The organism is Pseudovibrio sp. Ad37 (assembly GCF_001623075.1).
Classification (GTDB): Bacteria; Pseudomonadota; Alphaproteobacteria; order Rhizobiales; family Stappiaceae; genus Pseudovibrio.
Genome location: NZ_LMCF01000031.1, coordinates 1 through 5,927, shown reverse-complemented (window position 1 = coordinate 5,927; position 5,927 = coordinate 1). Strand labels below are relative to the sequence as shown.

The 5,927-nt window shown below is 47.0% G+C and carries 7 protein-coding genes; all 7 read right to left on the bottom strand.

The genetic code is table 11. The features are described 5' to 3' along the window. Window positions 1-966: 966 nt before the first annotated feature. A complete protein-coding gene (locus PsAD37_RS08870) occupies window positions 967-1,356 on the bottom strand; it encodes a hypothetical protein (RefSeq protein ID WP_063295837.1) in 390 nt (129 codons plus the stop codon). Then, window positions 1,337-1,627 (bottom strand): PAAR domain-containing protein, encoded by a 291-nt coding sequence (locus tag PsAD37_RS27440; protein ID WP_063288927.1) that lies wholly within the window; start codon window positions 1,625-1,627, stop codon window positions 1,337-1,339. The genes PsAD37_RS08870 and PsAD37_RS27440 overlap by 20 nt, the downstream gene beginning before the upstream one ends. A 129-nt stretch (window positions 1,628-1,756) precedes the next feature. Further along, the gene (locus PsAD37_RS08865; protein ID WP_063295836.1) at window positions 1,757-2,269 is read right to left on the bottom strand and encodes a hypothetical protein; all 513 of its coding nucleotides are present in this window, start codon (window positions 2,267-2,269) and stop codon (window positions 1,757-1,759) included. After that, window positions 2,266-3,015 (bottom strand): hypothetical protein, encoded by a 750-nt coding sequence (locus PsAD37_RS08860; protein ID WP_063295835.1) that lies wholly within the window; start codon window positions 3,013-3,015, stop codon window positions 2,266-2,268. The genes PsAD37_RS08865 and PsAD37_RS08860 overlap by 4 nt, the downstream gene beginning before the upstream one ends. Window positions 3,016-3,044: 29 nt before the next feature. Further along, window positions 3,045-4,724, bottom strand: coding sequence for a hypothetical protein (locus PsAD37_RS08855; RefSeq protein WP_063295834.1), 1,680 nt, complete (start codon window positions 4,722-4,724; stop codon window positions 3,045-3,047). 6 nt (window positions 4,725-4,730) lie between these two features. Next, complete coding sequence (locus PsAD37_RS08850) at window positions 4,731-5,087, bottom strand: hypothetical protein (RefSeq protein ID WP_063295833.1); 357 nt, start codon at window positions 5,085-5,087, stop codon at window positions 4,731-4,733. 10 nt (window positions 5,088-5,097) lie between these two features. Next, window positions 5,098-5,927, bottom strand: an 830-nt coding sequence (locus tag PsAD37_RS29390) for a phage baseplate assembly protein V (protein WP_342633578.1), incomplete at its 5' end; no start/stop codon positions are given.

Sequence of the window (5,927 nt, the reverse complement as noted above, 5' to 3'; positions counted from 1 at the left end):
CTTGACTGGAACACCCCGGATCAGGCTTACTGCACCCACCCGCAGCACATAACTCAAGCTGCTGCGTAATCGGAGCGGATCCACTTATAAAACACGCTCACCTGTCCAAATAAACGGAACCACCTCTTAAGGCGATAGGCTGGCAACAGCTGAAACAAGCAGAGAGAGAAGGAGCATCTTGTGGCAGTAGTCAGAAGAGGTCTCAGGAACAGCGCCTTCTCACACCTACACGCACCCCTTGATGATCCTGTGTGAGTGTCTGTTTATCGCTCGGCAAGTCAGCCATTGAGGGAGTGCCTTTCACACCTCAAGTCTCTTGGAAATGCACACAACCAGAAATAGCAAGATTAGAAATACGATGTGGGCCTAACATTAAGGCGAATGACAGCAATTGGTCAGAAGTTCCTCTTCAAGCAGGAATAGTCCTAAGGAAGATGGGCGTCGCTGAGTAGCTCTCAGCTTGCTAACTGACGCTTTGCAGCAGCTGAGTCACTACGCCTATCCTGGAGGCCCTCACCCGTACTGATCCGCGACTGTGATCGTCATTCCCCCCCATCCAGCTATTGCCTGCCTCGCGATTGGTTCAAATGTTGACGCGCACGCAAAAAGCCCTGAACCAGAGGTTCAGGGCTTTTGTTATGTGTTTGATCTATTGATCATAATTTGGTTGCGGGGGTAGGATTTGAACCTACGACCTTCAGGTTATGAGCCCCTAATGTAGCAAATTCTACTATTATTATTTTTCAATAAGTTAGCCAACAAGCGACTGATACCGCTTTGCAACTTTCACAAAACGTTAACGAAATACACGACAACAAACGGCGTTATGTACAGCTTAAAATGCGTAGGGCGGTTGACGTAGTGTTGACGCAGAACTTTTAGTTTCTGTCATCCCAACGCTTGAACAGGACGTAAAAGTAATCAGGGTACTCTTACGATACAAACTCAGGTGAAACGAGCATCATCTCAATCGTGAGCCTTTGCCAGCTTTAATGCACGCATTTGACTATCGCTGAGTTCTTCGTCTTTCACTGCATTCGACCATGCGACTTTGAAGGCTTGATTGTTAGAGCTCTGGCACCAAGACAATGCTGCCGCGCCAAGTGGTGTCCAGCCGATGCCATCACACATCTGAGCCCATCTTTTCGCAGGGAAGGATTCTAGTTTCTTCAGAAGGCTTAGATCTGTCTCGTCAATACGGGTCTGATTTTCTTGGCCGCCCTCAATGCCCGCAGATGCAATCCAGAGAGGTTCGCTGGCATGAAGGCCTTGCCATACATCTACCGGTGTGAGGCCTTCTCCTAAGTCAAATACACCTGGTTTTGCTTTGTCTTGATCAGCCGCCAATTTCAACATCCCCTGATCCAGCCGAAGCGGAGCCACCACACCCTACAGCATCGCCCACTCGGCATACCGCGCGGCCATTGACGAACACAGATCCAGATCCTGCAGACATGGAACGAGGGTGAGGCGGACAGTTGCCGCAACCATGGGGGATAACGCCGTCACCCACGCGTACCACGGCAATAGCGTTTACAAACACATCGGGGCTTCCTGCAGAGGAAGGCGTGGGCGGAAAACACCCATGACCCGCGGCGATATCGCCTTTTCTATAGGCAGCTGGCATGCAATGTCCTTTATATATTCACAGTATGTTGCTGAGCTAAATATCTTACTTCAAACCAAGTTTATCAAAACGTCACTGAATATGGTGCCTGCTTCGAGTTGCCCTAATGGAAGCTCACTCAAAATGGTTTTATTGTTCCAACACAATTCTTGCTTTCTGGGCTAACTCAGGAGAAGCTACATCATCCTCCGAAATTTGATGCAAAATCTCACTTATCTTAGGCCAGTAGGGATGATCTTTGCTCAATCTTGAAACCGCTAAAATAGCTTGATAGCGTAGATATCCGGATGGATCCCAAGGTACACCGATCAGAAGCGCATAAATATCATCGATAAAATCTTCAACTTTATCCCATTTCTCATAGATGATGATAAGCGCAGTCCGAGCCACATCCAAATGTTGTGTTGAGGCCAAACATTCAGATACCAGATCCTTGTATTTCTCACCGCCAGCAATTCCAATAAATTCCAAGAGATAGCGTGCAAGGACCGGATCTTCGATCCCATGATCCTCATAACCCTGATCAATCATGGTTTTCAGCGTAGTTGCAGCGAAATCAACATTGAGTGTGACTGGATCATCTGAATTCACACACTCAATTTCTTTGATTAGACGCTCAAAGCTGATTTCATCTCGCGTCATGTTGTCTCCACAGGTGATGCAAGGATCTTGCGGATTTTGTCAAACAAGACGTCTGGATCAGGTATATCGACATGTTTTTCTCTTGGTGTCATAAAATCCCAGCGTTTGCCACTGCTGGCTCGATAAAGAGCCTGAACAGCACATTCAATTGGCACTGTTCCATAAGGGACTTCTTTTTCAATATCAGGCCCCAGAACCTGCTCATCATCAAAAAATCCAATTTCAAATTCATCTGGCGTTGAAGCTGTTGCGATCAATAGCAATTTCTTCAGCAATTGCCGGTCCTGACAATTGGTCTGTGCTAGATATTCTCCCGCAGCTCTTATTGCATTATAACTGGCATGGCGAGCGGGATCGAATTCTCCGCCCCAAACATAATGGCGTATTTGATCTGCATAAGGCAAAGGTCTTCGCCACTGCATAGCCAGATAATGAAAGGCAAGCCCGACAAGCTCATTATCCTGATCAAATCCAAAGAACTGCGCTAAGACCGGTTCATAATCTGTATCCATAGAGCGTCCTAAAACGCGAAGGGCTTCGTCAGCTCGAAAACGGATATCTACGTCGTTATAGGTCAATTCTTTGTATTCTGCTGCTGTGAGCTGACGCACTGCATTTAGAAATTTGATCAGCCGCTTCACCTCTGTTTGCTGTAATTTATCAGCACGCGCCTGAAGATCCATTGCATCAAGTTTGTCTTCAGTAAAAAACTCAACTTCAGAAGTTACATATTGCTTATTATTCATGGTCGCAGGATCTTTCAAAATTGGAATTACTAAACACTTGGCCGAGTAATGGCTGTGGGCGGACCATGGGGGAAAATCTTATCATAATTAATTCCGCTTCCGGGGCCAATAATTTGATTGGGCCAAGGCTTCCAACTCCCCCGTTGCTGTGGTTTTAGAGGTCTACCATTTTTGCTCGCCTTCGGTCTGAATTCCATCACCTTCTGGCCTTTTTGATCTCTGATCCGCCACTCAAACCGGTTATGCAAGTCCTTACGCCATGTCTGGTAATTTTTGCGCTCAGTCTCGGTCAATGGTTTAAACCGTTTTTTATCGGCATTCAGGCGCTTTTGATATTCGCCATAATATTCGTTTAGGGCTGCAACCTCATCTGGGTCAATGAAGTGACCCCGTTTTTGCAATTTCTGCAGTTCTTTCCATCGTTTATTCATATCTTCTAAGACATTCTTACCATTTCTAAAATGTCCACCCATCTCATCGACATGATCATAAGGATTGCCCTTTTCGTTAAGCCCGACAAAAGTGCCATCAAAATACTCTCTATTGGCTCCAACTAAATCGCCATCGGTAATTTTGGGGTACCTATAATCTTTAGCGAATTGCTTCTTGAACTGCTCGCGTCGTTTCCTGCGCCTTGCGTTGTCTTCCTTCGGCGGCTCGTCTTCATTTGAGTTATTCTCATCCGGCGGCTTGTTCTCATCTGGTGGCTTATTTCCACCGCCAGATGCTTCTCCCTGACGTTGCACACTGCTTGTTTGGCTCGCCTTTGTTTGACTTAAATTGTCACTGGATGTGCTAGCAGGAGCTTCACCGCTGCCGCCTTGCCGACGGTCATTGTGACTAAGATCAATGTGTTTCTTAACCCTATCAATGGGCACTTGAGCCAGTTCATGATCACCTATCTGGACGCCAGGCCTCAACACAGTCTTGTCAACATCAGTGACCTCTATAGCAATGCGGAAATACCCCACCGCTGCAGCCTTCTTTGCCTTAGAAACGATGAGCTGAAACACCCCTTTCCGCAAAGCCATGACCAACACAGCACCAATTCCATTTGATATAGCTCCCAGGCCGGTTGCCAGAATAGCCCAAAATGCCTCATCAACCGCATCAACCGCAGAGCTATAAAGCTGGTCAGTTGTGGCTTTGAGCCAACCGCAACTGTTTACTTTTTTCCAAAACGTGTCCCACCATTTCTTCGCTGCCTCAAGAATTTTCTGGGGTAGTTCTTTGACCCAGTTAAAGGCTTCACCGATATCTTCCTTGAGCTCCGCCATGGCTTGTTGGCGGAGTTCTTCCCGCGCGTTCCAAGCCCTGCCACGCTCTAAAAGAGCTGCATGCATATCGTCATCAGAGACGGTTCCATTTGCATTACCTTGCGCGTCATAGCCAAGGCTCTGAAGCGATCTCACGCGTTCATTAGCAGTGGTCAGTTCATAGTTTGCTTTATCAACGGCCTTTTGATAGTCATACCCCGAATTTTTCTGTGGTAATATGCTCGCTAATACATTTGCAAGCTTCTGTCTCGCAGCATCTTGTTCTGCATTTGTACCCCAGCAATTCCCAAGTAAACCAATAAACTCAACAATAGCCCAGTATTCATCGACGCGGTTTTTTAAATGGTTTGCAATACATGCATTACCCTGTGCCGTATCCGAGCGAATATTGTCTACAACAGCTGCCCCTGAAGTAGTTGGTGTAAAAGCCATCCCTACCTACTCCGCGTCTGTATCAAGAAAAAAAACATTGCGCATATTTTCAGGTGCCAGCATATCCAAGTATAGGCTTGTTTCAGAAATCTGTCCCATAACACCTTGCCCGAGCCCGGTGCGTTGCATCTCAAACAATAAATTATCCAGAGTAGAAAGATCAGCTTCGACCTGATTGTTGTTCTTTGAAAAACCGATCAATTTCTCTACAATATTCACTTGGTCAGCAGGTTTTACTTTGATATCCGTAAAACACTGGCGCCGTTCTTCACCTTGACTATCCAGTATCTCAGCGCGTTTCTTGTCGCGGATTTCACGCCGCCATGCATTTTCAGCCAACCAGGCTACACTGCCAATTTTCATGATTATGTCCCTAGTTTAAGCTGATTTTGCCGCCTTTGACGACGACTGTGCTATCGCCGTTAACCCGTATATTTTTCCCGATCAGATCAATTGTTCCGTCGGCATGAAGAACAAGTTTGGAGTCACCACATTTCAACTCATACATCTGACCAACTACACTAATTTTATTGACACCCACTTCCTCATAGGAACCAAGCGCAACGCTCTCATTTTTTACACCTCCAACACCCAGCTGATATCCTCCACCGACCGTTGTAATCTTTGCTGCACCAACAACTTCTGCGGATGAAGCCAAAACTGACTCAGCTTTGTTTTTGCCAACGCCGATGACGAGGTTGCCTTCGCCCATGTTGAGGCCGAACTTGCCGAGGGTTCCGGCGATGCCGCCAATCTTTTTGCCGAGGGCCTTTTCTACTGCCTGGAACTTCTCAGTAACGAACTGCTGTAGCTTGTTGGGGCCAACCATGAGCGTCATGTTGCCACCAATCACCTCATGGTGGCTGTTGCCAACTTCGATTGATTTGTTGTGTCCGATGCTTTCTGACTGGTTCACATCAACGCGTTTGGCGCGGTTGTTTTCAACGTGAATGTTCTGGTCTTTTTGAGCATGAACATAGATCTGCTCCTGACCTGCCTGATCCTCAAATGAGATCTCGTTGAACCCATCTCCCTTATGACTGTCGGACCGGATGACCATTTTGGTTTTGTGGTCCGGCAGGGTGTAGGGACTCTTGTTATTGTTGTGATACGTCCGCCCTGTGATGATGGGTTGGTCTGGGTCGCCTTCGAGGAAGTCTACGATGACTTCGTGACCGATGCGGGGGATGGCGATGTGGCCCC